This window comes from Rhodoplanes sp. SY1 (assembly GCF_046000175.1).
GTDB lineage: Bacteria > Pseudomonadota > Alphaproteobacteria > Rhizobiales > Xanthobacteraceae > Rhodoplanes.
The window spans coordinates 84,460-109,525 of record NZ_JBEOMB010000048.1 but is presented as its reverse complement, the minus strand read 5'-3'; the positions used below and the strand labels follow the sequence as shown (position 1 = coordinate 109,525).

Below are 25,066 nucleotides of genomic sequence, written 5' to 3'. Positions count from 1 at the left end.
CCGATCGGGCGCGGGGCGGCCCGACGCGCGCTACCGGTACCCCGCCGCCTCGAACACGGCGCGGCAATCCGGGCTCAGCCGGCTGACCCGGGCGGCCAGGCAGGCCGTGATCGCCTTGACGTTCGGGATTTCCCCGGCGCACAGCCGGAACACGTCCGGTCGGCAGGCCCGCTGCTGGGCCGGCGTGCCGCGATACTCGCCCTGGGCGTTCGCCGTCGCGGCGCCGATCCCGCCCAGCAGCAGGCCCACCGTCAGAACGCGCAGTCGTCGTGCCATCCGCCTTCGTACCATCGGCCTCCTCCCGTCGGGGTGCGACCGCCGGGTCGGCCGGCGGTCCGATCGCGATTGGTGCCGGCGATGCGCGCCCGGGTTCGAAGGGACGTGCGCCAGGCGCGCGGCTAAACCGATGCGGCTACATCCGACCCGTGCGGCCCGGCGCGGCCTCCCGTCGCTGGACAGATGCGACGTTCGTCTATAAGTAAACCTCCTGATCAGGACCGGACGACGGCCGAGGCCCCGACGCGCGCTGTCGCATGGGCCTCGTCGAACCGGGCCGATCGCAGACTGCTCCAACGCCGGTGCTCCGACGTATCGGCCAGGAGCCGTCCGTATCGAACGACCGGAGGAAACCCCGCATGACCATGGAAGTCGAGACGATCGCCCGCCGCGCCACCACCCAGGACTGGTGCCCCGAAGCCGACACCCGCGACAGCATTCCGGCGCGCCGCAACGCGCTGGCCGGCCTGTGGGCCGGGCGACTGATGCGGATGCGCGACGACACGCTGGCGATCTATGCGGCCGAGGTGCATGCCTCCGGCACGATGAACGGCAGCGAGGCGATCGTGCAGAAGCTCTGGTACGACCTCAACCGCGCCGGCGTGCCGATCTCGCGCGACGCGGTGGCGAGCAAGATCGGCGAGCTGCACCGCGACGCCATGGGCCAGCTCAGCGCCACCGACTGACGTTGGAGCGACGCTCGGCCGTCTCGACCCGACCCCGACCTCCGCTCGTCCCCGCGAAGGCGGGGACTCCGGGGGCGTCACGACGTTTGGACCTGGATGCCCGCTTTCACGGGCATGAGCGGAGAGTGGCGCACCGTCGGTGGACATCGCTCGAGATCACGGCGGCGATTTCACCGCCGCACGTTGCTCTGTCCTGATCACGTCTGCTTGTGATGAGATCGCTGCTGGTCGGACTGCATCGAGGCATGTCGTGACGATCGATCGTCGAACCCTGCTCGGATCACTGATCGCGTCGACCGCCACGGCGGGCGCGACCTCGGCCGCGCTCGCGACCGACCGCAGCCGCGCCAATGCGTGGACCCACACCTTCGCCCGACCGGACGCGGCGCCGATCCGCCTGGCGGCGCATGCCGGCAAGCCGATCCTCGTCGTCAACACGGCGTCGCTGTGCGGATACACGCCCCAGTATGCCGGGCTCGAGGCGCTGTGGAAGCGCTTCGGCGCCGCCGGCCTCCTCGTCGTCGGCGTGCCGTCCGACGACTTCGGCGGCCAGGAGCCGGGCGACCCGGCGAGCATCGACCACACGACGCATCGTTACGGCGTGACCTTCCCGATCGCGGCGAAGACGCGCGTGCGCGGCGCCGACGCGCATCCGTTCTACCGCTGGGCCGCGCTCGAGCGGCCACTCGACACGCCGCGCTGGAACTTCCACAAGTACCTGGTCGATCGCGACGGCCGCATCGCCGCGGCGTTCGGCGCACCGGTCGAGCCTACCGACACGCGGATCGTGACGGCCGTCGCGACGATGCTGGCGTGATCCTGTGCTCGCGTGATCCGTCGTGCTCGCGTGATCAGTCGCGCTCACGTGATCAGATGACGTGAGATATCACGCCCGCCGTGTGGGCTCGTGATGCGCGGAGGGTGGCGATGCGTTTGACAGCCACGTCGGCCGGCGCGGTCGCCACACCTCCGGTCCCGTGTCCTCCTCGTCCCGAGGTCTCCTCGCCCGCCGGCATGAGCGCGCGATGCTGCAGCGCAGTGGTCGAGCGCCCGACCATCGCAACAAGAAATTCACCCATCGAGTCGCGATCGTCTTGACAAAACCCGGCATCGGCGCGACCATCTCATCGTCAGCTTCGAGATGGTTCCGGTCGATCCACTGATCCAAAGAACCGGTCGAAGCCGATGATGAGCCAGGCGGCTGACGCGCTGTTACCCAGCTCGTGAGCACCGGCGCAGAGAGCGGGAGGTGAAATGCCACCGGGCTCGCAAAGCCGCGTTAAACACTGATGGTCTTCGTTGGGATCTCGGTGGAGCGGCTACCCCCACAACGGATCAGGTCGGAAGCGGTCCCCTCGGGCTGCATCAGTGAGGCAAAGCCCACATAGACCGCTTCCGATCATCGCCTACCCTTTTCGTTACAGATGGACGCCGACCGAACGCTCCTGCTCCGCAGCGAGCGTTTTTTGTTGTGGTCGGATCGCCCGCACCCGCGCGCGCCGTCCTGCACGCCTCGTCTCCGCTCAACTCGGCCCCTTCTCCGCTTACCTCGATGGTCCGACGTGATCAGATCGACGAGCGCCGTGATCAGGCCACCGAAGCGCGCTCCTGATGCTCGCAGGCGCGGACGACGACCACCGAGCGGCTTTGCCCGTTGGCAGCTTTCGGCCGTGATGAATCGGAGCCCGGCTTCCGCTCGTCCCCGCGAAGGCGCTCCGGGGTGCACACATCGCGTGCCACGCATGCGAGCGTCATGCGCGGGCACGACCCCATAGGCGCTGAGTTAGACGTAAAGGCACTGCCTCTCGGTGGTCGCCGTCCGCGCAGGCGGACGGCCCAGTATCCACCGGCGTTCGTTGTTTCAGTCGAAAGGCTGCGGCGTACTGGGTGCTCCGCCTTCGCGAGGTCTTTGCAGAGTTGGTCATTCCGGGGCGTGCCGAAGGCGCGAACCCGGAATCCAGCGGCAAACTCGGCATTCTGGGTTGGATTCCGGTTCGGCGCTGCGCGCCGCCCCGGAATGACTGGCTGATGCAAAGCCCTCGCCTTCGCGGAGCATGACGACGGAGAGGCTTCGGATCTGAACTCGGCCCCTATGGGGCGCGCCCCGCGCATCCATCACCTTCATCAGAATTCATTTTGTCGCAGAGAGATGGATCGCCGGGTCGGAGCCCGGCGATGACGTCGGAGCGGGCGGCCAGCATGTTCATCTCTCACTGAAACGTCGCAGCTATTCGAGATGGTGCATCCCGAAGCGCGAAGGCGGGGACCCAGGGGCCGCATCACGGTGTCCGCACGGCGGGCATCCGCACGGCGGGCATCCGCACGACGGGCATCCGCACGACGGGCGTCCGCATGATGGGCGGCGAGGACGCGACCACGTCCGATCGCCCCTAGGACCTGGTCGGCGGCGCGCCGCGCCCGGGATTGGCGCCCGCCGAACGCCGCTGCGCGCGCTGGTTTGCGACGATCGGACGACCGCCATTTACACGCGACCCGCACGCGCGCCGCGCTGCGACACGATCGTCCGACAGTCGCCGCCGTGCTCGACAGGAGGGCGGGTTCCATCCTATTCGTGTCGTGCATCGATCACGCCGCGGACGCGCCTCGTTCATCACGAAATGCGATCCGGCCCGCCCGCAGGCGCCACCGGCCACAGAGGGTCCGAGCCGCCATGAAATCGATTCTCGTCCCCACCGAGCCCAACGATGCCATGTGGTCGACCCTGTCGACCGCCCTCACGGCCGCGAAGACCTTCGGCAGCCGGCTCGAGGGTTTCGCGGTGCGGGTCTCGGTGCCGACCGTCGTCGCCATGGACGTCGCCCCGTCCGCCTCGCTCGCCTTCTTCGAGGAGGAGAACGCCGAGGCGGCCCGCCAATCGCGCGACCTGTTCGCCAAGTTCATGGCCGACCACGCCGTGCCGGCGGCGCCCCCGGCCGGCCAGCCGCGGGCGCCGCAGACGGCGCCGAGCTGGGCTTGGCTCGACGATGCGCCGGAGGGCGACAATTTCGTCGGCCATTACGGCCGCATCTTCGACCTGATCGTGATGGGCCGGCCGAGCACCGATCCGCAGGGCCCGCACATGAGCACGTTCGAGGCCGGGCTGTTCGAGAGCGGCCGGCCGATCCTGCTCGCCCCGCCCAAGCCTTCGGCGACGGTCGGACGCCACGTGCTGATCGCCTGGAACTGCTCGACCGAGCAGGCCCGCGCGACCGCCTTCGCGATGCCGTTTCTCGGCCGCGCCGACCAGGTGACGATTCTCACCGTCGAAGGCGCCGTGGTGCCGGGGCCGTCGGCCGAGCAGCTCGCCGCCAATCTCGCCCTGCACGGCATCAAGACGTCGCTCGCCTCGATCAAGGGCGGCGACAACCGCACCGCCGGCCCGATCATCCTCGACCACGCCCAGCGGGCCGGCTGCGACCTGATCGTCAAGGGCGCCTACACCCAGAGCCGTCTGCGCCAGATGATCTTCGGCGGCACCACGCGGCACATCCTCACCTATGCCGAGATCCCGGTGCTGACCGCCCACTGAGCGCGGCCGGCCGGGACGTTGTCATTCCGGGGCGCGGCGAAGCCGCGAACCCGGAAACCAGCGGCGACCTCGGCATTGCGGGCTGGATTCCGGGTTCGCGCTCCCGCGCGCCCCGGAATGACGGCTCACTGTGGAGCCTCGGGCCGCGTCACCGCCAGCGGCGGTGCAGCCACAGCCACTGCTCGGGATGCTCGCGCACCCAGGCCTCGATCTGGTCGGTGACGCGCTGCATGGCGCCCTGCACCTCGACCTTGCCCTCGTCGTCGCGCGGCAGGTCGAGCGGGCCGACGAGCTCGAACCGGAAGCGCTCGTCCGGCAGCCGCACGGCGCGCGCCCCGTAGACCGGGCACTCGAACAGCCGGGCGAAGCGCGCCAGCATCGGGTTCACCTTGCAGCCGCGGCCGAAGAACGTGACGTCGATGCCGCGGGCGTAGTGCTGGTCGACCAGCATGCCGGTGAAGCGGCCCTGGCGCAGCGACTCGCGCAGGCGCAGCGGCGTGTCGGGCCCGGCCGCGATCACGGTCATGCCGCCCGCCTCGCGGGCCCGGATCATCTCGGCGACGAACGGGCCGATGCGCGGCGCCCGGAACACCACCGAGATCGCCCGGCCGAGGGTCTTCGCCCCGAGCGGGACGATCTCCCAGTTGGCGAGATGGCCGGTGAAGAACAGCACCGGGCCCTCGGTCGCGCGCAGCCGCATCAGCGCGGCATGCGTGGCGTCGTCGACCGCGATCCGGCCGATGCGCCCGGGCTCGCGCCAGTCGTAGTCCCAGATCCGCTGAAGATGCGCGTACTCGATGAACAGCCGGCCGAAATTGTCCCACATGCCGGCGAGCGTTCTTTCACGCTCGGCCTCGGTCATCTGCGGGAACACCATCGCGAGCTGCTCGCCGGCGACCCGGTGTCCCTTCAGGCGCGGGCCGATCTTGCGCATCAGCCAGCCCGCCGCGGCCGCCGTGCGGCGGAGATCGAAGCGGCCGAGGAGGCGCAGGAGCCCGACCCCGAGCCGGCCGACGCCGGTGTCGATGCGGGCGAGCAGGCTCCGGTGCTCGCGCATCGGCAGGCCGGGCCGGGCCGCGGCGAGCCGCTCGGTGAGCGCGGCGACGAAGGGCAGATAGTCGGCCGAGCGGTCCTCGGCGGACAGCAGGCCGGTGCGGTGCGCTGCCGACAGCTTCACCGCGCCGCCACGCCGATAGAGCACGCAGGCCCAGTAGGACTTGGCCGAGCCCGGAATGCGCTCCTGATAGATCTTCGTCGCGACGACGTCGGCGAAGGCGAGCCGGCCCGGCCGGCCGCGATCGTCCCAGGCGAGCCCGTCGGACTCCAGGCGAAAGGTCTTCTCGGACGTGAAGGGATGCGCGCGGTACGCGTAGGTCCGGTCGGTCATGCGGATCGGGAAATGGGACGCCGCCTCTTCTACGGCGCCCGCCCCGCCTCCGCCAGCGCTTCGGCGAGCAGGCGCCGGCAGGCCTCGAGCTCGCCCAGCACGACGCCGAGCTTTTCACGCTCGGCGGCCGAGAGACCGGCCGGCGGCAGCGGCACCGCCGCGGCGCGCACGACCACGGCCGGCGCCTCCGCGTCGTCGTCCGGCTCGTCGTTCGGCTCGTCGTCCGGCTCCTGCGCGACCGGGCGGAGCGTCTCGCGCAGGCTCGCCGCCGTGACAGGCGGCGCGACGACCGGCTGGACGGCTGGCGGGGCGAACGGTGCGGCCGCCAGCTCGCCGCGCGCGAGCGGCACGAGATTCGTCCGCTGCATCGGCCGGCTCGCCGGGGCGGCCGGCGGACCGAAGGACGGCTCGCGGCGGCCGTAAGGATCGGTGTCGAGATCCGGCTCCGGCGCCTCGGTATCGTCGGCCGGCGCCGCCGATTCGGCCCGCTCGCCCGCCTCGTCCGGGGCGAGCGCCGCGACCTCGGCGTCCTCGCCCTCGTGGTCGGCAGCTTCGATGTCGGTCCCGTCGAACTCCGGCACGCGCTCGGGCTGCGGCGCGCCCTCCTGCCAGACGGTCTGGACGAAGCGCCCACCCTGCTCGCGCAGGATGCGCTGGACGCCGCGGATCGTGTAGCCCTCGCCGTAGAGCAGATGGCGAATGCCGCGCAGGAGGTCGACGTCGTCGGGACGGTAGTAGCGCCGCCCGCCGCCGCGCTTCATCGGCCGGACCTGCGGGAAACGGCTCTCCCAGAACCGCAGCACGTGCTGCGGCAGGGCGAGCTCCTCGGCGACCTCGCTGATGGTGCGGAACGCTTCCGGCGCCTTGTTCACGCCAGTCCCCCCACCCCGGCCGCGGTCACGGCTCCGCCGCGCCGTCGGCGTTGATGCGCTGCTTGAGGATCGCGGACGGCTTGAACACCATCACGCGACGCGGCGAGATCGGCACTTCCTTGCCGGTCTTCGGATTGCGACCGATCCGCTGCCCCTTCTTGCGCACCACGAAGGAGCCGAACGAGGAGAGCTTCACGGTCTCGCCGCGTTCCAGGCAATCGGTGATCTCTTTGAGGACCAGCTCGACCAGAGCGGCCGATTCGGTGCGAGAAAGTCCCAACCTTTGATAAACGGCCTCGCAGAGGTCCGCCCGAGTTACAGTCTTCGCGCTCATCGTGGCCCCAGCGCCTACCCATAGACTTTTATATGTTACTGAATTTACAACGATATGAGCATCGGCCGCCGGGGTCAACACCGCCCGTGCGACGCGGCAGAAGATTTGAATGGGATTTTGTTCGGGCGCGGCCGGGGCCGGCGACGGCCCATGCCCGGACCAGGCCGGCGGCGTCGCGCTACCAGCGGATCAGCGCCGCGCCCCAGGTGAAGCCGCCGCCCATCGCCTCGATCATCACGAGATCGCCCGGCTTGATGCGGCCGTCGTGGATCGCAGTGTCGAGCGCCAGCGGGATCGACGCGGCCGAGGTGTTGCCGTGCTGCGCGACGGTCGAGATCACCTTCTCGCTCGGGACGCCGAGCTTGTGGGCGCAGCCGTCGATGATGCGCTGGTTGGCCTGGTGGGGCACGAACCAGTCGACCTCCTGGGCGGTCGTCCCGGTGGCCGCGAGCACGTCCGTGATGGCGCCCGTCATCAGCCCGACGGCGTGCCGGAACACCTCCTTGCCCTCCATCCGCAGGAAGCCGGCCGTGCCGGTCGTGGAGGGGCCACCGTCGACGTAGAGCTTGTCCTTGTGGCGGCCGTCGGAGCGCAGCTTGGCGCCGAGCACGCCGCGGTCGGCGGTGGTTCCAGGCTGCTCCTGCGCCTCCAGGACGATGGCGCCGGCGCCGTCGCCGAAGATCACGCAGGTGGTGCGGTCCTTCCAGTCGAGGATGCGCGAGAAGGTCTCCGAGCCGATCACCAGGGCGCGCTTGAAGTCGCCGGCGCGCAGCATCGAATCGGCGGTGGCGACAGCGAACACGAAGCCCGAGCAGACCGCCTGCATGTCGAAGGCGGCGCCGCCCGTGATGCCGAGCTGCGCCTGCACGGCGACGGCGCTGGCCGGAAACGTGTTGTCGGGCGTCGCGGTGGCGAGCACGATCAGGTCGATGTCCTGCGGCGCCATGCCGGCGGCGGCGAGCGCCCGCTCGGCTGCCGTCACGGCGAGGTCCGACGTGTGCTCGCCGGCGGCGGCGATGTGGCGCTGACGGATGCCGGTGCGCTGGACGATCCAGTCGTCGCTGGTGTCGACCATCGCGGCCAGATCGTGGTTGGTGAGCATCCGGGCCGGGAGATAACTGCCGCAGCCGCGGACGACCGAACGGATGACTGTCACGACGCTACCTCTCCGGCGACCGCGGCGGGTGCCGACTGCCCGAGGGTCCGGCCGATCTTCGCGAGGAGCTCGTAGCGGGCCATGTCGTAGCCGAGATCGACGGCCGCCGCGAACCCTTCCGCGTCGGTGCCGCCGTGGCTCTTGATCACCACGCCGTTGAGTCCGAGGAAGACACCGCCGTTGACCTTGCGCGGGTCCATCTTGTCCTTGAGGGTCTTGAAGGCAGCCCGCGCGAACAGGTAGCCGATCTTGGCGGCCAGCGTGCGGCTCATCGCGCTTCGCAGATACGAGGCGAGCTGTTTAGCCGTCCCTTCGGCGGTCTTCAAGGCGATGTTGCCGGTGAAGCCCTCGGTCACCACCACGTCGACCGTGCCGGCGCCGATGTCGTCGCCCTCGACGAAGCCCTTGAAGTCGATCTGGCCGTAGGCGCCGTTGCGCAGCAGCTGGGCGGCCTCGCGGATCGCCTCCAGCCCCTTGACCTCCTCGACCCCGACATTGAGGAGGCCGACGCTCGGCCGGTCGAGATCGAACACCACGCTCGCCATCGCGCTGCCCATCACGGCGAGCTGGGCGAGATGCGGCGCGTCCGCCCCGATCGAGGCGCCGACGTCGAGCACGACCGACTCGCCGCGCAGCGTCGGCCACAGGCAGGCCAGCGCCGGCCGCGACACGCCCGGCATCATGCGCAGGTGAAACTTCGACATCGCCATCAGGGCGCCGGTGTTGCCGGCCGACACCACCACGTCGGCGTCGCCCTTCTTCACCGCGTCGATGGCGAGCCACATCGACGAGCGCCAGCGGCCGTGGCGCAGCGCCTGGCTCGGCTTCTCGTCCATCTTGATGGCGACGTCGGTGTGGATCAGCCGCGAGGCGGCCTTCAAGGCCGGCCGCGCATCGAGCAGCGGACCGACCACGGCCTCGTCGCCGTAGAGGATGAAGCTGGTGTCCGGATGCCGGGTCAGGGCGATGTCGGCGCCGGCGATCACCACCGCGGCTCCGTGGTCCCCTCCCATGGCGTCCAGCGCGATGCGAACCTTCTCAGACATGAACCGACATTGCCGGCGGTGCGCAACCGCACCGGTGACCGGCCGACGCGGACCAGTCGCTGGGTTGAAGAGGCGGCGACAATACCGCGTTCGCTTCGCCTGACAATGGCTGAAATCACCGATACGGAGTTGCCCTTCGGCTCATCCACCGCCATCTCCGCCGCCGCCCGCCCCGCCCTTCTCCTTGAGGGCGGCGAGCGCCGCGAAGGGGCCGGGATCGCGCGGCCCGGTCTCCACCGGCTCGAAGCTCACCCCGGGCTTGCGCGGGTACGGGTCGATGCCGAGCAGGACGAACTCGGTCGCGATCGCGCCGAGATCGACTGTCCCGTCGACGAGCCGCTCGGGCGGATCCTCGGCCTCCGGATCGCGCGCGGGCCCCGGCTCCTCCTCGGGCGCGTCGGGGGTGAACAGAAGGTCGACCTCCTCCTCGATCGCGCTCTCCATCGGCTCCAGCGTGACGACGCAGACCTGTCCCGCCGTCGCCGAGACGGTGCCGCCGACATGCAGGCCGGAGCCGCGTCGGGTCACCGCGAACCGCGCCTCGAGCCGCGGCAGGCCGGTGAGCCCGCCGCGCCGGGCGATCGCCTCGCGGACCGGCGAGTCGGCCGTCAGCGACATGACGAGGCCGTCCTCCGGCACGTCGCCGAGGCGTACCGGCACGCTCCAGGGACGATCGGGATTCGGCATGGCGACACTCCTTCACGCGACGAGGCCGGTCCGTTCGAACGGTCCAGGATGGTTCATTTCGGCGCGGGCGACGCTGCAGGCGCCCGGCACGTGGCAACCTCTTACGCCGGGCCGGCCGCTCCGTCACGGGGCTCGCCCCCGCCCCGATCGCTCTCCCTTTCGCCTCCCCGTGCCAGATATGGGCGGCATGCGGCCCGCGCGCCACGATCGCGCCATAGAGGGCGACAATGGTGCGGCCGAACACTGGGGACAGGGTGGCCAGGGACCTCGGGGCGGTCCCGGCCGGCGCCGGCGGACGGGTCGCGACCAGACGGGTCGTGGCCGGGCGGGCCGGACGGCCGCCGCCGATGGGGGGTACGACGTGCGTCAGACGAACTGCGACAGTCCAGGGTGCAAGGGTCGCCGGACCCGGCGCGCGACCATCGCGAGCGCCGCCGTGCTCGCGCTCGGGCTGCTGCTCGGGGGCTGCATCACCCAGACCTATCAGCGCGGCTACATCGTTCCGGAGGGCGCGCTCGAGCAGATCCCGCTCGGCGCCTCGCAGGAGCAGGTGCTGATCGTGCTCGGCACCCCCTCGACCGTCGCCACCGTCTCGGGCGAGGTCTTCTACTACATCTCGCAGCGCGCCGAGCAGACCTCCTTCCTGCCCCAGAACGAGGTCGACCGCCGCGTCGTCGCCGTCTACTTCGACAAGAACCGCAAGGTCGAGCGCCTCGCCAACTACGGCATCAAGGATGGCCGCGTGTTCGACTTCGTCAGCCGCACCACCCCGACCGCCGGCCAGGAGCTCAACTATCTGAGCTACGCCCTCAAGGCGTTGAAGTGGTGGTGAGCCGGGCCTGACCGCGGCGTCGGTTCAGACCGACGCCGAGCGGGCGAGCGACGCCTGACCCTGACGCCTGCCCGCCCGTGACCCTTCGGCCTGCCACGCTGCGGTCCAGCGGCCCGTCCGACCTCACACAGCCGGACGGACCACGTCCCTCACACGGCCGGCCGCACCACGTCCTCGTGCGCCAGCTCCCAGCGATCGGGCGAGCGCCACAGCCGCGAGCGCAGCAGCTCACGCTCGAAGATGAACTCCTTGGGCAGCCGGTCGAAGAACTTGTCGAACTGCTCCTCGTGGGCGTGCGCCTCCTTGGCACCCTCCTCACGGCCGACCGCCATCAGCGCGTAGAAGGTGTCGGCCGGGTAGTCGAGGCCCGTCCATTCGAGGTCCTCGTGCCGCGGCATCCAGCCGATCGGACTCTCGACCGCGTAGCCGCGGCCGTGCAGGCGATCGACGATCCACTTCAGGACGCGCATGTTCTCGCCGAAGCCGGGCCACAGGAACTTGCCGTTCTCGTCCTTGCGGAACCAGTTGACCCGGAAGATGCGCGGCGGGTTCGGCACCTTGCGCCCGACATTGAGCCAATGGCCGAAATAGTCGGCCATGTTGTATCCGCAGAACGGCAGCATCGCCATCGGATCGCGCCGCATCGCCGCCTGGCCGATCGCCGCGGCGGTGCCTTCCGAGCCCATGGTGGCGGCCAGATAGACGCCGTGGCTCCAGTTGAACGCCTGGAACACCAGCGGCATCTCACGGCTCATGCGGCCGCCGAAGACGAAGCCGCTGATCGGTACGCCGGCCGGATCCTCCCAGGCCGGATCGATCGACGGGCACTGGCCGGCCGGTGCCGTGAAGCGCGCGTTCGGATGCGCGGCGGGGCGGCCGCAGCCCGGCGTCCAGTCCTCGCCCTTCCAGTCGATCAGATGGGCCGGGGGCTGGTCGGTCATGCCCTCCCACCAGACGTCGCCGTCGTCGGTCAGCGCGCAGTTCGTGAATATCGTGTTCTTCTCGATCGTCTTCATCGCGTTCGGGTTCGACTTCGTGTTGGTGCCCGGCGCGACGCCGAAGAATCCCGATTCCGGATTGATGGCCCGCAGCGTGCCGTCCGGGCCCTTCTTGATCCAGGCGATGTCGTCGCCCACCGTCAGCACCTTCCAGCCGTCGAAGGCCGGCGGCGGCACCAGCATGGCGAGGTTGGTCTTGCCGCAGGCGCTGGGGAACGCGGCGCCCAGATAGGTCTTCTCGCCGCTCGGCGCCTGGATGCCCATGATCAGCATGTGCTCGGCGAGCCAGCCCTCGTCGCGCGCCATCACCGACGCGATGCGCAGCGCCAGGCACTTCTTCCCGAGCAGCGCGTTGCCGCCGTAGCCCGACCCGTAGGACCAGATCTCGTAGGTCTCCGGGAAATGCACGATGTACTTGCGGTTGATGTCGCCGTCGCACGGCCACGGCACGTCCTGCTGGCCGGGCGCGAGCGGCGCGCCGACCGAGTGCATGCACGGGATGAAGGTGCCGTCGGGGCCGAGTGCGTCGAGCACGGCCTTCCCCATGCGGGTCATGATCCGCATGTTGGCGACCACATAGGGGCTGTCGGTGATCTGCACGCCGATCTTGGCGATCGGCGAGCCGATCGGGCCCATGCTGAACGGGATGACGTACATGGTCCGCCCGGCCATGCAGCCGTCGAACAGGCCGCGCAGGGTCGCCCGCATCTCGGCCGGCGGCTTCCAGTTGTTGGTCGGCCCGGCGTCGTCGCGATTGACCGAGCAGATGAAGGTGCGGTCCTCGACCCGGCCGACGTCGGACGGGTGGGAGCGGGCCAGGAACGAGTTCGGACGCTTGGCGGGATCGAGGCGGATGAAGGTGCCGGCCGCGACCATCAGGTCGCACAGCCGGTCGTACTCCTCCTGCGAGCCGTCGACCCAGACGACCTGATCGGGCTTGCACAGGGTCGCCATCTCGTCGACCCAGGTGCGCAGCTTGGAATTGACTGTCGGGCTGGTCACGACGGCATCCATCGGCATCTCCCCTCGGGCTCCCGGCAGATCGTCCCGCCGGTCGAGCAATCGGCGACATTCTGCCGGCACCGGGCTTCAGTTGCATTGACTTTTGTCCGGGATCACACGATTTCGATTATTCCTATACATTGGACCCAGCAGATATCCACTTTTACGTCTGATACATTACTTACCGTGTGCGCTCATCCCATCCAAGACCGAAACAGTCATTTGCCGCAGCCGGGCAGACTAACCGGGCCGGGAAACGTGATTTAATCAGCGTGGCAATCGTCTGTTTGCTTACTGTATGCTTATCGGTCGACCGAACGAGATCGCGGCGACTGACGTGTCGGGCCTTGCCGGTCGGCGCCGCTCCGCTGTACTCAGGAGGCGTCCGATGATCATTCAAGAAGACGACAAGGGCCTCGGGTTTCTGCTCGGCGACGCCGCACGGTTGCTCCGTAAGGTGATCGATCGCCGCCTGCAGCCGTTCGGCTTGACACGCGCCCAATGGGCCGTGCTCGCGATGCTGGTCCGGCGGGACGGCCTGTCGCAGTCCGAGCTCGCCGAGGCGCTGGAGATCGAGAAGTCGACGGTCGGGCGGCTGATCGATCACGTCGAGGCGAGCGGCCTCGTCGAGCGCCGACCGTTGGCGAGCGACCGGCGGCTGTGGCGAGTGCATCTGACCGAGCGGGCCCGTCCGCTGATCGCGCAGGTGACCGAGGTGATTCTCGCGACCCGGACCGAGATGCTGAACGGGCTCACGGCGGAGCAGCAGCACGGGTTGAGCGACGGCCTCGTCGCGGTGAAGTCGAACCTCGCCGCCGCCCTCGATGCAGAGGCACGCAAGCTCGCAGCCTCCTGAGAGCCCAGGCAGGTCCTGAGAGCCCAGGTCGAACGCCGGCCGGCCGGCACTCCGCCCGACATGAAAAAGCCCCGCGGCGCGCCGCGGGGCTTCGTCGTTCGGCCTTGTGCCGAGGCTCAGTGGGCGAGGATCGCGAGGAGCAGCAGCGCCACGATGTTGGTGATCTTGATCATCGGGTTCACGGCGGGGCCCGCCGTGTCCTTGTAGGGATCGCCGACGGTGTCGCCGGTCACCGAGGCCTTGTGGGCCTCCGAGCCCTTGCCGCCGTAGTGGCCGTCCTCGATGTACTTCTTGGCGTTGTCCCAGGCGCCGCCGCCCGAGGTCATCGAGATGGCGACGAACAGGCCGGTGACGATGACGCCGAGCAGCATGGCGCCGACCGCCGAGAAGGCGGCGGACTTGCCCGCCGCGCCGCCGCCCGCGATCACGTAGATGGCGAAGTAGACGACGATCGGCGACAGCACCGGCAGCAGCGACGGGATCACCATCTCCTTGATGGCCGCCTTGGTCAGCAGGTCGACGGCGCGGCCGTAGTCGGGCCGCTCGGTGCCGGCCATGATGCCGGGCCGCTCGTGGAACTGGCGACGCACCTCCTCGACGATCGACGAGGCGGCGCGGCCGACCGCCATCATGCCCATGGCGCCGAACAAGTACGGCAGCAGGCCGCCGAACAAGAGGCCGACGACCACGTAGGGATTGGTCAGCGCGAAGTCGAGCTTCACGCCGGCGAAGTACGGGTGGGCGGACGCGTTGGCGATGAAGTACTTGAGGTCCTCGTTGTAGGCCGCGAACAGCACCAGGGCGCCGAGGCCGGCGGAGCCGATCGCGTAGCCCTTGGTGACCGCCTTCGTCGTGTTGCCGACCGCGTCCAGCGCGTCGGTCGACTTGCGCACCTCCTTGGGCAGGCCCGCCATCTCGGCGATGCCGCCGGCGTTGTCGGTGACCGGGCCGAAGGCGTCGAGGGCAACCACGAAGCCGGCCAGCGCCAGCATGGTGGTGACGCCGACCGCGATGCCGAACAGGCCCGCCAGCCCATAGGTGATCAGGATGCCGGCGATGATCACGATGGTCGGCAGCGCCGTCGACTCGAGCGACACGGCGAGGCCCTGGATGATGTTGGTGCCGTGACCCGTCACCGACGCCTTGGCGATGGTCTGCACCGGGCGGAAATCGGTGCCGGTGTAGTACTCGGTGATCCACACGATCAGGCCGGTCACGGCGAGGCCGGTGATGCCGCAGAGATAGAGCGCCCACCCCGAGTAGCCGACGCCGGGCAGCGGGCCGAAGCCGATCAGCAGGGCGACGACGCCGGCGATGCCGATCAGCGACAGGATCGCGGTGGCGATGAAGCCGCGGTAGAGCGCGCCCATGATCGACTCGTTCGCCGGCAGCTTCACGAAGAAGGTGCCGATGATCGAGGTGATGATGCACAGGCCGCCGATTCCGAGCGGCAGGGTCATCATCGGCATCAGGAGGTCGGTGCCGCGGAAGAAGATCGCCGCCAGCACCATGGTGGCGACGGTCGTCACCGCGTAGGTCTCGAACAGGTCGGCCGCCATGCCGGCGCAGTCGCCGACATTGTCACCGACGTTGTCGGCGATCGTCGCCGGGTTGCGCGGATCGTCCTCCGGGATGCCGGCCTCGACCTTGCCCACCATGTCGCCGCCGACGTCGGCGCCCTTGGTGAAGATGCCGCCGCCGAGACGGGCGAAGATCGAGATCAGCGAGGCGCCGAAGCCGAGCGCCACCAGGGAGTCGATGACCAGGCGGTCGTCGGCCTTGATGTGGAGGGTGCCGACCAGGAAGCCGAAATAGACCGTGACGCCGAGCAGCGCCAGGCCGGCGACCAGAAGGCCCGTGATGGCGCCGGCCTTGAAGGCCATGTCGAGGCCGCCGGCGAGCGACGAGATCGCCGCCTGGGCGGTGCGCACATTGGCCCGCACCGACACGTTCATGCCGATGAAGCCGGCCGCCCCCGACAGTATCGCACCGATGGCAAAGCCGACGGCCACGAGCCAGCCCAGGAAGACGCCGAGCAGAAGGAAAATGAGAACGCCGACAATGCTGATGTAAGTGTATTGGCGCTTGAGATAGGCCTGCGCACCCTCGCGCACCGCCTCCGAAATCTCCTGCATCCGCGCGGTGCCGGCGTCCGACGCCATCACCGAGCGCACGGCCCAGACGGCGTAGACGATCGATAGCGCCCCGCAAAGGACGATGACCCACAAAGCTGTCATTGAAGACCCTCGATTGTGTCGCTGGCAGAAGTGCCCCAGGCGGGGCGCACATCACGGCCGGAGCCCCACCAGGCCGGCCGTCAGCAATTCCGCGCGGCGGACATTGCCAAAAAGCCTATTGCGACGCAATCGAAACAACCGGTTCTCGGGCGAAGGTCGAAGGCCCGCCGTCACGCCTCCGGGATGTTCCGGAGGCGGCCGGCGAGCGCCACCCAGCCGAGCAGCGCGACCGCCACCAGGACGGCGCCGAGAACCACCTCGGCGACCAGCGGCCAGCCGTCCCGGGCCAGCATCTGGCCCGACGCGAAGGACCCGAGCGCCATCGTGCCGAAGATGAGGAAGTCGTTGACGGCCTGGACCTTGTTGCGCTCCGAGGCGGTGTGGCAGGCGGTCACCAGCGCGGTCGCCCCGACGAAGGCGAAGTTCCAGCCGATCCCAAGCAGGATCAGGGCGCCCCAGAAATGGGCGAGCGAGGTGCCGGCCCAGCCGACCACGGCGGAGACCGCCGTCAGGGCGAGCCCGGCGCCGATCACCCGGCCGGTGCCGAAGCGCACGATCAGCGAGCCGGTGACGAAGCTCGGCGCGTACATGGCCATCACGTGCCACTGCAACCCGAGCGCCGCGTCGGTCACCGAGTGGTTACAAGCGATCATGGCGACCGGTGCGGCCGTCATCATCAGGTTCATGGTGGCGTAGCTCGCCAGCGCGCAGATCACCGCCGTGATCAGGCGCGGCTGGCGGAAGATCACGGCGAGGGGCCGCGGCGGCGCCACCGCCCGCACCGCGTCGGACCGCTGGTCCGGGAAGCGCACCAGGAGGAGCACCACGGCCGCCACCACGGCGACGCCCGCCTGCGCCAGGTAGCTCGCCGCGAACACGTATTGGGGCAGCATGTCCTTGGTCGCGATGATCAGCTGCGGGCCGAACACGCCGGCCATCACGCCGCCGGCCAGCACCCAGGACACCGCCTTCGGCTTGAAGGCGTCGCTCGCCGTGTCGGCGGCGGCGAATCGATAGGTCAGGTGGGCCGCCGCGTAGAGCCCGCCGCACAGCGTCCCGGCGCAAAACAGCGGAAAGCTCGCGAGAATCACCCCGGCCGCACAGATCAGGCCGGCGAACAGGCCGATCAGGGTGCCGAGCTCGAAGGTGACGAGCCGGCCGTACCGCTTGGCGATCGCCCCGACCGGCAGCGTCCCCATCCACTGCCCGACCACGAAGGTCGACACCGGCACGGTGGCGAGCGCCGGATCGGGCGCCAGCATGGTGCCGACCAGGCCGGCCGTGCCGAACACCACGGCCGTGTTGCCGCCGGCCAGCGCCTGGGCGACGGCGAGCACGAGGGCGTTGCGGCGGGCCAGCCGGTCGTCGATCCCGGCGGGCGCTTCGGCGAGGACGGTCATGGAAGGCTCCGAAGGCAGGCGCCGGAGAGTTCCCGCCCGGAGCCCGAACAGCAAGAATTTTCTCGACGTCGCGGGATCGCGGGCGACCCGGACGGGCCCGGGCCGAAGGCTGCTCGAAAAACCTGTCGGAAAACTGCGTACAAGACGCACATCCACTTGATTTATGCGCGAACTGCGCAATTATTGACGGCGTTTTCTGCTGCCTTCCTATGTCATCGACCCGTTCCGTTTCGCAACGCGCCGGCTTTCGCGATCCCATACTGCGCGTTTCGATCACAGAGAGGTCTTCTCGTGAAACAGATTCCGATCAAGCGCGCCGTCGAGCGCGTCCCCGGCGGCATGATGGTCGTCCCACTGATGCTCGGCGCGATCATCGCGACGCTCGCTCCCGGCACGCCGAAGTTCTTCGGCTCCTTCACGGGCGCCCTGTTCACCGGTGCCCTGACCATCCTGGCCGTCTTCTACGTGTGCATGGGCGCCAGCATCGACTTCAAGGCGACGCCCTACATCGTCAAGAAGGGCGGCACCCTGTTCGCCGTGAAGATCGGCATGGGCGTGCTCGCCGGCGTCGTGCTCGGGCGGCTGCTCGGCGAGGCGCCGATCGACGGCGGCCTGTTCGCCGGCATCTCGACGCTCGCCGTGGTGGCGGCGTTCAACGACACCAATGGCGGGCTCTACATGGCCCTGATGGGCCAGTACGGGAAGCCGCGCGACGTCGGCGCCTACACGATCATGTCGCTCGAGTCGGGGCCGTTCCTGACCATGGTGACGCTCGGCGTCGCCGGCCTGTCGGCGTTCCCCTGGCAGACGCTGGTCGGCGGCATCCTGCCGCTCGTCGTCGGCATGATCCTCGGCAATCTCGACCGCGAGCTGCGCGATTTCCTCGCCCGCGCCGTGCCGGTGATGATCCCGTTCTTCGCCTTCGCGCTCGGCGCCGGGCTCGATCTCACCAAGGTGTGGCAGGCCGGGCTGCTCGGCGTCGGCCTCGGCGTCGCCGTCGTGGTGCTGACCGGCATCCCGCTGTTCTTCGCCGACCGGCTCACCGGCGGAACCGGTGTCGCGGGCGTCGCGGCCGCCTCCACGGCCGGCAATGCCGCCGCCGTGCCGGCCATCATCGCGGCGTCGAACCCGGTCTACACCGAGGCCGCCAAGCACGCGACCATCCTGGTCGCCGCCGCCGTGGTGGTGACGGCCATCCTGGTGCCGCTGGTGACGGCCTGGACGGCCCGCCTGGTCGGCGCTCCCGCCGATCTCCCCGACGAGCCGGCCGAAGCAGAAGCCATGGCCGCCCCGACCGAGGCCAAGGGAGCGTGACATGACGGCCGTCGCCCCACGCAACGTGCCGCGTGCCTGGCTCATCGTCGCCGACGACCTCACCGGCGCCGCCGACACGGGCATCGCCTTCGCCCGGCGCGGTCTCGCGACCGTGGTGACTTGGCGAAACGGGGAGACCTGGGGCGACGCCAGCCTCCGACATGCCGCCGACCAGCTGGCCGGCGACGTGCCGGTGATCGCCGTCGATGCCGACAGCCGCCGGCTGCCGGCGCCGGCCGCCGCGGCGCGCCAGTCGGCGGCGCTCGCCGCGCACCAGACGCCCGGCCGCATCGTCTACAAGAAGATCGACTCGACGCTGCGCGGCCAGCCGGCGGCCGAGACCGCCGCCCTGCTCGCCGATCTGCGCCGTCACGATCACCGCACCATCGCGTTCGTCGCCCCGGCCTTTCCGGCCACCGGCCGCACCACCGAGGCCGGACGGGTGCTGGTGAACGGCCAGCGACTCGAAGACACGCCGATCTTCGCCCGCGACCACAGCTACGATTCGGGGTCCCTGCCCGACGTGCTGAAGACCGCCGGGCTCGAATCCGGCGTCGTGCCGCTCGACCAGCTCCGCCGCGGCGCCGGCGTCGTGCGCGGCATCGTCGAGAACGCCATGGCGGAGGGCTGCGACGCGGTCGTCTGTGACGCCGCCACGCCCGAGGACCTCCTGGTCGCCGCCGAGGCGGTGCTGCCGCTCGCTGACAGGATGCTGTTCGTCGGCACCGGCGGCTTGGCCTCGGCGCTCGCCCGGCTGGTCGCCCCCGACGAGCCGCCGCCGCCCGCCCTGCCCGCGGTGACCGGCCCCGTGCTGGTGCTGGTCGGCAGCGTCGCCGAGGCGTCGCGGGCCGCCGCCGAGACGCTCGCCGCCTCCGGCCGGGTCACCCCTGTTCAAGTGCCCGAGGCGGTGCTGCGCGACGCGCCGGGTGCCCAGACGGCCGGCCGCGAGCTGACCGCCAAGATCGGCGCGGCGCTCGGCGACGGCCATGTCCTCGTCGTCACCGAGTTCGGACCCGGCAGCGACCTCGCCGCGGGCGGCGCCGTCGCGGCGCGGCTCGCCGATCTCGTCGGCCCGGCGACCGCCCATCTCGGCGGCCTGGTCTGCACCGGCGGCGACACGGTCTGCGCCCTGCTCGGCCGCATCGGCGTGACCGGCATCCGCCTCGTCGACGAGGTCGAGCCCGGCGTGCCGCTCGGCGTCACGGTCGGCGCGCTGGCGCTGCCGATCGCCACCAAGGCCGGCGGCTTCGGCACCGACGCCACCCTGCTCCACTGCCTCGACCGCCTCACCTCCTCCGCCTCCGAGAAAGCCTGACCGATGCCCGGACCCGTCATTGCCGTCACCATGGGCGACCCCTCCGGGATCGGTCCGGAGATCGTCGTCAAGGCGCTGGCCCACGCCGACGTCTACGCGATGTGCCGGCCCGTGGTGATCGGCGACGCCGTCCGGCTCGCCGAGGCGGCCGAGATCGTCGGCCAGTCGCCGGTGATCCACGTGATCGACCGGCCCGCCGACGCGCTCGGCACGGTCGGCACGATCGACTGCATCGACCTGAAGGCGGTGCCGCCCGGCCACCCGTTCGGCCAGATGCTCGCCGCCTCGGGCGAGGCTGCCTATCGCTACATCGCCAAGGCGGCGGAGCTGTGCCGGACCGGCGAGACCGACGCGATCTGCACGGCGCCGCTCAACAAGGAGGCCCTGCACGCCGCCGGCCACGAGTTCCCGGGCCATACCGAGTTGCTCGCCCATCTCACCGGCACGCCCGAGGTGTCGATGATGCTGGTCGGCCCGAAGCTGCGGGTGATTCACGTCACCACGCATATCGGGCTCGTCGACGCGGTGGCGAAGATCGAGCCCGGCCTGGTCGAGCGGGTGATCGCCCGCGGCCGCGCCACCCTGGTCGCCGCCGGCATGACCCAGCCGCGAATCGGCGTCTGCGCCATCAACCCACATGCCGGCGAGAACGGCCTGTTCGGCCACGGCGAGGAGGCGGCGAAGATCGTCCCGGCGATCGAGGCCTGCCAGGCGCGCGGCTGGTCGGTCGAGGGGCCGCTCCCCGGCGACACGCTGTTCTTCCGCGCCTATCGGGGCGATTTCGACCTCGTCGTCGCCATGTATCACGACCAGGGGCACATCCCGATCAAGGTGATGGGGCTCGAAGCGGGCGTGAACATCACGGTCGGCTTGCCTGTGATCCGCACTTCGGTGGATCATGGTACCGCGTTCGACATCGCCGGCCGCGGGATCGCGGACGAGGGCAGCATGATCGAGGCGCTGCGGCAGGCGGCCGAGCTGGCGGTCCGTCGCTGATATTCGGGTTCGGCCATGCATGTCACGCCCGACCCGATGTGCATTTGTGGATGTCGCTTTCGCGGCCCGTCGGGATTTTAATGGCGCGGTGGGCGGTTCGGTCCGGACACGGACGACACGCCCTCCGTGGCCGGATGACAAGGACGGGCTCGCGCCACCGAACAATCGGACACGTCGGAGAGACAGTTCAAAGGTGTCATGCGGCGACGACGCGAACGCGAACAGCAGATCCTCGACCTGATCCGGTCCGGCGAGGAGAATGTCGAGGAGCTGGCGCGCCGGCTCGACGTGTCGCTGTCGACCATCCGGCGCGATCTGCAGCGCCTGTCCGACACGGGCGTCGTCACCCGCACCTATGGCGGCGCGATTCTCTCGCGTGCGGCGCCCGAGGCGTCGCTGTCGAGCCGCGAGCACATCAACCTGCAGGCCAAGCAGGCGATCGCCGACGCGGCCGCCGCGCTCGTCCAGGACGGCGAGCGCGTGCTGCTCGACGTCGGCTCCACGGTCGAGGCGCTCGGGCTGCGGCTGAAGGAGCGCACGCTCTCGATCGTCACCAACAATCTCGCCCTGGTGCCGGTGTTCGCCCAGTCGGAGACCATCACGCTGACCGTGCTGGGCGGCACGGTGCGCTCGATCAGCATGGGCACGTTCGGGCCGCTCGCCGAGCTCGCGGTGCGCCGGCTCACGGCCGACAAGCTCTTCCTCGGCGCCGACGGCGTGGTGGCGGGCCGCGGCCTGTGCGAGGCGACGCAGGAGCAGGTCGCCCTCAAGGAGGCGATGGTCGCGCAGGCGAGCGCCGTGTTCCTGCTCGCCGACTCCTCCAAGCTCGGCAACGCCCATCAACCGGCTTGGCTGCCGCTGAACCGGCCCTGGACGCTGGTCACCGACGCCGGCGCGAGCGAGGCGCAGCTCGCGCCGTTCCGCGCCCTGCCCGGCGTCACGGTGGTGATCGCGCCGGCCGAGCCGAGCCCCCGTCCCGCCGCCGAAGACCTCGAAGACGCGCTCGACTGAGTCTCTCACGGCGCCGCAATTCACCGACACGCCCCTCATGGTGAGGAGCGCGCCGAAGGCGCGCGTCTCGAACCATGTGGCCCCCACGAGGGGCCATCCTCGCCCTTCGAGACGCCCGCTTCGCGGGCTCCTCAGGGTGAGGACGGAAACAGGTCAGCATGAGGACGGAAACAGATCCTTCCGTCTTGCCTCGCGGCTCAATGCGGCCGCTGCGGCTCGATCAGCCGGCGGCGGCGGCGCTTGCGCATGGCGACGATGTTGAACGCCTCGACGGCGCCCGCGAAGGCCATGGCGAAGTAGATGTAGCCGCGCGGGATATGCACCTCGAAGCCGTCGGCGACGAGCGCGACGCCGATCAGCACCAGGAAGGCGAGCGCCAGCATCTTGGTGGTCGGATGCGCGGCGACGAAGCGCGCCACCGGGCCGGACGCGATGAACATCACGGTCACGGCGATCAGCACGGCCGCGACCATGATGCGGATGTCCTGCGCCATCCCGATCGCCGTGACGATCGAGTCGATCGAGAAGACGAGATCGATGACGATGATCTGCAGGATCACGAGCCCGAACGCCGCCTTGATCACCGGGCCGGCGCCGGCCTCCTCCTCCTCGGCCGCCTCGATCTCGGCGTGCATCTCGTGCGTCGCCTTGGCGATCAGGAACAGGCCGCCGGCGATCAGGATGATGTCGTGCCACGAGAACGACCGGCCCATCGCCGAGAACAGCGGCGCCGAGAGGCTCATCAGCCAGGTCAGCGTGAACAGCAGCAGGATGCGGAACACCAGCGCCAGCGCGAGCCCGAGTTTTCGCGCGTTGTCGGCGATCTTCGGATCCAGGCGCGAGACCAGAATCGAGATGAACACGACGTTGTCGATGCCGAGGACGATCTCGAGCGCGCTCAGGGTGACGAGGGCGGCCCAGGCGTGCGGGTCGGTCAGAAGGTCGAGCATGGTCGGGGCGGCTCTCTCGAAACGGCCGGCGGTGCGGACCGACCGGCGGGGGTGCGGCAAGGTGTGCAGGTACTCGGGTTTATCCGGGGAGGTCCGGCCGGGCGCAAGGGTTCCGGCCCGCGGCGTCAAGCCGCGTCAGCCTGCCGCAACCCCCTCGGCCGATCTGGCTAGCCCGTGCGGGCGAGAGGCCAGTGCGCCACGACGGCATCGCCGATCATCCACGCCCCGATGGCGAGGAACACGACGCCGATCGCCTTGGAGAAGCGGGTCGTCACGGCGATCTTCTCGGCCCCCATCACGACGCCGAGCAGCGCCATCCAGACCACGTTCATCACCCCGACCGCGAACATCACCAGCATCATGGCCCAGCAGCAGCCGAGGCAGTACAGGCCCTGCCGGACGCCGAGGCGGAACACCGCCGCCGTGGCGCTCGACCAGCGCAGCAGGAAGAACGGAAACGGCCGCTGGCAGCGCGTCACGCAGGCGAACTTCAGCGGCGAGAACTGATAGACGCCGGCGCCGACGAAGACGGCGCCGGAGAACAGCGGGCTCGCCGAGGCCATGGCGGGATCGAGCAGCGCGGCGTTCGTGAGCGCCGCCTGGAGGGCGGCGGCGACCAGCGCGAACAGCAGCCACACCCCGGCATAGCCGGCGATCAAAGCGACGGGCGAGGCGACCGCCTCGCCGCGGCGCTCGGCGGTCGCGGCGATCTCGGCATAGGCGAGGATCATCGGGCCCGCGGTCGGCAGCATCATGGCGAGCGCCATGGCGGCCCACATGCCGGCGAGCGTCGCGATCCCGGCGACCCCGAAGCCGGCCTGGTGGCCGAAGCTCGGGCTGCAGATCGCGTCGGCCAGCGCCTTGGCGAAGCCGTCGAGCGGCACGCCGCCCGTCACCAGATCGAACAGGCCCATGCCGGGGCCCATCGCGGCGGCCGAGCCGGCCATGCCGCCGCCGGGCGTGCCGGCGCTCGCCATGCCGGCCACCATCAGGCCGAGATAGACCCAGCCGAGCCCGGCCAGCACCACCAGGCAGGCGAGCGCGACGACGATCGGCCGCGCCAGCAGAGGCACGCCGGGTGGCCGGCCGCTCGGCGGGTCGGCGAGACGGGAGGGATCGGCCGTGTCGGTCATGCTCGGGCTCGTTCGGCCGGCGATCGGCACGCGCCGTCTCGCCGGCGACTGCGGGGGGTCGCCACATATCGTCCATAGCGCATCCGTGCGGCGGGCGCATGCGGACGGCTGCGGACCCCTTCACCCCCGCCGGGTGCGGACGTGGCGTCAGGGAATCAGGGCCGAAAAGGCGCGGGCGGCGAGGCTCTGATACCGCTCGCAGTGACGCAGCAGGTGGAAGCTCCGCACCGGCAGGGCGAACGGCGCCTGCACGAGCCGGCCGGCCCGCAGCCCCGGCGCCGCGACCAGCGCCGAGATCACCGTGACGCCGCCGCCGGCCTCGACGGCTGCCCGCACCGCCTCGTTCGACGGAAGCTCGAGAACGACCCGCAGCCGCCCCGGGTCCCCGCCGGCGACCCGAAACGCGTCCTCGAACTCGGAGCGGGTGCCGGAGCCCGGCTCGCGCAGCACGAAATCGGCGTCGCGCAGCGCGGCCGGCGCGATCGTCGCGCGCCCGGCGAGCGGATGGCCCGGTGGCACGACGAGGATCAGCCGGTCGCCCGGAAAGGCCCGGTCGGCGAGCGCCGGCAGGTCGACGGCGCCCTCGACCAGGCCGAGATCGGCCTCGCCCTCGGCCACCGCCCGGGCGACCTGCGCCGTGTTGCCGACGATCAACCGGACGGCGATCCGCGGATGCGCACGGCGGAACGCCACCAGCCGCTCCGGCAGCCAGTAGCCGGCGATGGTCTGGCTCGCCGCGACCGTGAGGCTGCCGCGGGCGAGCCCGGAGGTCTCGGCGAGCGCCAGCTCGGCCGCGGCGGCGCGCGCCAGCACGGCCTTGGCCTCGGGCAGGAAGGTGCGGCCGGCGTCGGTGAGCGCGATGCGGCGGCCGACCCGGTGGAACAGGACGGTCGCGTGGCGCGCCTCGAGCGCCGCGATCGCGGCACTGACGGCCGACTGGACGAGGCCGAGCGCCTCGGCGGCGCGCGTCATGTGCTGGCGCTCGGCGACGGCGACGAAGATGCGGAGCTGCTCCAGCGTCACGACGGCCTCCGCAGGTGGCGGCGTCC

The 25,066-nt window shown here is 70.4% G+C and carries 21 protein-coding genes and 1 pseudogene; 9 read left to right on the top strand and 13 right to left on the bottom strand.

Annotated features, from left to right (window positions below):
• Positions 1-30: 30 nt before the first annotated feature.
• A complete protein-coding gene (locus tag ABTU92_RS14085) occupies positions 31-276 on the bottom strand; it encodes a hypothetical protein (RefSeq protein WP_408091619.1) in 246 nt (81 codons plus the stop codon).
• 359 nt (positions 277-635) lie between these two features.
• Between ABTU92_RS14085 and ABTU92_RS14080 the strand changes: the two genes are divergently transcribed.
• The 3 genes from ABTU92_RS14080 to ABTU92_RS14070 all read left to right on the top strand — a co-directional run bounded on the left by ABTU92_RS14080 (position 636) and on the right by ABTU92_RS14070 (position 4,491).
• Positions 636-962, top strand: coding sequence for an ATPase inhibitor subunit zeta (locus ABTU92_RS14080; RefSeq protein ID WP_408091617.1), 327 nt, complete (start codon positions 636-638; stop codon positions 960-962).
• Between the two features lie 250 nt (positions 963-1,212).
• Positions 1,213-1,779 (top strand): glutathione peroxidase, encoded by a 567-nt coding sequence (locus ABTU92_RS14075; RefSeq protein WP_408091615.1) that lies wholly within the window; start codon positions 1,213-1,215, stop codon positions 1,777-1,779.
• A 1,854-nt stretch (positions 1,780-3,633) separates the two neighbouring features.
• Positions 3,634-4,491: a universal stress protein gene (locus tag ABTU92_RS14070; protein WP_408091613.1), complete on the top strand. Its 858-nt coding sequence runs from the start codon at positions 3,634-3,636 to the stop codon at positions 4,489-4,491.
• Positions 4,492-4,639: 148 nt separating this feature from the next.
• Here ABTU92_RS14070 and ABTU92_RS14065 read toward each other — a convergent pair whose 3' ends face one another.
• The 6 genes and pseudogenes from ABTU92_RS14065 to ABTU92_RS14040 all read right to left on the bottom strand — a co-directional run bounded on the left by ABTU92_RS14065 (position 4,640) and on the right by ABTU92_RS14040 (position 9,973).
• On the bottom strand, positions 4,640-5,878 hold the full coding sequence (locus tag ABTU92_RS14065; RefSeq protein WP_408091611.1) for a lipid A biosynthesis lauroyl acyltransferase: 1,239 nt from the start codon (positions 5,876-5,878) through the stop codon (positions 4,640-4,642).
• Between the two features lie 607 nt (positions 5,879-6,485).
• Positions 6,486-6,750 (bottom strand): annotated as a pseudogene (locus ABTU92_RS14060) (MerR family transcriptional regulator); the annotation flags it as partial.
• 25 nt (positions 6,751-6,775) lie between these two features.
• Complete coding sequence (locus ABTU92_RS14055) at positions 6,776-7,084, bottom strand: integration host factor subunit alpha (RefSeq protein ID WP_378476215.1); 309 nt, start codon at positions 7,082-7,084, stop codon at positions 6,776-6,778.
• A 178-nt stretch (positions 7,085-7,262) separates the two neighbouring features.
• Positions 7,263-8,240 (bottom strand): beta-ketoacyl-ACP synthase III, encoded by a 978-nt coding sequence (locus ABTU92_RS14050; protein WP_408091609.1) that lies wholly within the window; start codon positions 8,238-8,240, stop codon positions 7,263-7,265.
• Positions 8,237-9,286, bottom strand: a complete 1,050-nt coding sequence (gene plsX, locus ABTU92_RS14045) for a phosphate acyltransferase PlsX (RefSeq protein ID WP_408091607.1) — start codon at positions 9,284-9,286, stop codon at positions 8,237-8,239. The genes ABTU92_RS14050 and plsX overlap by 4 nt, the downstream gene beginning before the upstream one ends.
• Positions 9,287-9,427: 141 nt before the next feature.
• Positions 9,428-9,973 carry a YceD family protein gene (locus ABTU92_RS14040; RefSeq protein WP_408091605.1) on the bottom strand — a complete coding sequence of 182 codons (546 nt, stop codon included), beginning with the start codon at positions 9,971-9,973 and terminating at the stop codon, positions 9,428-9,430.
• Positions 9,974-10,334: 361 nt separating this feature from the next.
• Between ABTU92_RS14040 and ABTU92_RS14035 the strand changes: the two genes are divergently transcribed.
• Positions 10,335-10,805: an outer membrane protein assembly factor BamE gene (locus ABTU92_RS14035; RefSeq protein ID WP_408091603.1), complete on the top strand. Its 471-nt coding sequence runs from the start codon at positions 10,335-10,337 to the stop codon at positions 10,803-10,805.
• Positions 10,806-10,954: 149 nt separating this feature from the next.
• Here ABTU92_RS14035 and ABTU92_RS14030 read toward each other — a convergent pair whose 3' ends face one another.
• Entirely contained in the window at positions 10,955-12,817 is a 1,863-nt protein-coding gene (locus tag ABTU92_RS14030; protein WP_408091601.1) for a phosphoenolpyruvate carboxykinase (GTP), read from the bottom strand.
• Between the two features lie 376 nt (positions 12,818-13,193).
• Here ABTU92_RS14030 and ABTU92_RS14025 point away from each other — a divergent pair, with 376 nt between their 5' ends.
• A complete protein-coding gene (locus ABTU92_RS14025) occupies positions 13,194-13,661 on the top strand; it encodes a MarR family winged helix-turn-helix transcriptional regulator (protein WP_408091599.1) in 468 nt (155 codons plus the stop codon).
• Positions 13,662-13,777: 116 nt separating this feature from the next.
• Here ABTU92_RS14025 and ABTU92_RS14020 read toward each other — a convergent pair whose 3' ends face one another.
• Both ABTU92_RS14020 and ABTU92_RS14015 read right to left on the bottom strand, forming a co-directional pair.
• Positions 13,778-15,898 (bottom strand): sodium-translocating pyrophosphatase, encoded by a 2,121-nt coding sequence (locus tag ABTU92_RS14020; RefSeq protein WP_408091597.1) that lies wholly within the window; start codon positions 15,896-15,898, stop codon positions 13,778-13,780.
• Between the two features lie 170 nt (positions 15,899-16,068).
• The gene (locus ABTU92_RS14015; protein WP_408091595.1) at positions 16,069-17,298 is read right to left on the bottom strand and encodes an MFS transporter; all 1,230 of its coding nucleotides are present in this window, start codon (positions 17,296-17,298) and stop codon (positions 16,069-16,071) included.
• Positions 17,299-17,589: 291 nt separating this feature from the next.
• Here ABTU92_RS14015 and ABTU92_RS14010 point away from each other — a divergent pair, with 291 nt between their 5' ends.
• The 4 genes from ABTU92_RS14010 to ABTU92_RS13995 all read left to right on the top strand — a co-directional run bounded on the left by ABTU92_RS14010 (position 17,590) and on the right by ABTU92_RS13995 (position 21,934).
• Positions 17,590-18,612: a 2-keto-3-deoxygluconate permease gene (locus tag ABTU92_RS14010; protein WP_408091593.1), complete on the top strand. Its 1,023-nt coding sequence runs from the start codon at positions 17,590-17,592 to the stop codon at positions 18,610-18,612.
• Between the two features lies 1 nt (position 18,613).
• On the top strand, positions 18,614-19,927 hold the full coding sequence (locus tag ABTU92_RS14005) for a four-carbon acid sugar kinase family protein (RefSeq protein WP_408091591.1): 1,314 nt from the start codon (positions 18,614-18,616) through the stop codon (positions 19,925-19,927).
• Positions 19,928-19,930: 3 nt separating this feature from the next.
• Positions 19,931-20,923, top strand: a complete 993-nt coding sequence (gene pdxA / locus ABTU92_RS14000; RefSeq protein ID WP_408091589.1) for a 4-hydroxythreonine-4-phosphate dehydrogenase PdxA — start codon at positions 19,931-19,933, stop codon at positions 20,921-20,923.
• 198 nt (positions 20,924-21,121) lie between these two features.
• Positions 21,122-21,934, top strand: coding sequence for a DeoR/GlpR family DNA-binding transcription regulator (locus ABTU92_RS13995; protein WP_408091587.1), 813 nt, complete (start codon positions 21,122-21,124; stop codon positions 21,932-21,934).
• Between the two features lie 197 nt (positions 21,935-22,131).
• On the opposite strand, the gene ABTU92_RS13990 is transcribed toward ABTU92_RS13995, so the two are convergent.
• The 3 genes from ABTU92_RS13990 to ABTU92_RS13980 form a co-directional block, all read right to left on the bottom strand.
• A complete protein-coding gene (locus ABTU92_RS13990) occupies positions 22,132-22,884 on the bottom strand; it encodes a TerC family protein (protein WP_408091585.1) in 753 nt (250 codons plus the stop codon).
• Between the two features lie 167 nt (positions 22,885-23,051).
• A complete protein-coding gene (locus ABTU92_RS13985; protein WP_408091583.1) occupies positions 23,052-24,017 on the bottom strand; it encodes a DUF2182 domain-containing protein in 966 nt (321 codons plus the stop codon).
• 147 nt (positions 24,018-24,164) lie between these two features.
• Positions 24,165-25,040, bottom strand: a complete 876-nt coding sequence (locus ABTU92_RS13980) for a LysR family transcriptional regulator (protein ID WP_408091581.1) — start codon at positions 25,038-25,040, stop codon at positions 24,165-24,167.
• Positions 25,041-25,066 lie beyond the last annotated feature (26 nt).